Origin of the sequence: Sporichthya polymorpha DSM 43042 (assembly GCF_000384115.1) — a bacterium.
Classification (GTDB): domain Bacteria; phylum Actinomycetota; class Actinomycetes; order Sporichthyales; family Sporichthyaceae; genus Sporichthya; species Sporichthya polymorpha.
Map to the genome: position 1 here is coordinate 307,934 of NZ_KB913029.1, position 412 is coordinate 308,345.

1 pseudogene is annotated in these 412 nt (G+C 74.3%); it reads left to right on the plus strand.

Annotated features, from left to right (window positions below):
* A pseudogene (gene fbiC / locus SPOPO_RS34660) lies at window positions 1-412 on the plus strand (7,8-didemethyl-8-hydroxy-5-deazariboflavin synthase); the annotation flags it as partial.

A 412-nucleotide genomic window follows, 5' to 3' on the forward strand; every position in this document is an offset into this window, starting at 1 on the left:
GGCGCGCACTACGGCTCGCCGGACAAGGACCCCGCGGTGCGGTTGCGCGTCCTGGAGGACGCCGGCCGGCTCAACGTGCCGTTCACGACGGGCCTGCTGATCGGCATCGGGGAGGACCTGGCCGAGCGGGCGGACTCGCTCTTCGCGCTGCGCCAGGTCGCCCGCGCCTACGGAGGCGTGCAGGAAGTCATCGTGCAGAACTTCCGCGCCAAGCCCGACACCGCCATGCGCGCGACGCCGGACACCGGCCGCGAGGAGTACCTGGCCGCGGTCGCGACGGCCAGGGTCGTCCTCGGCCCGAAGGTCCGGGTGCAGGCGCCGCCCAACCTGTCCGAGCCCGAGGAACTGGCCGCGTTGCTGGCGGCCGGCGTCGACGACTGGGGCGGGGTCTCCCCGTTGACGCCCGATCACG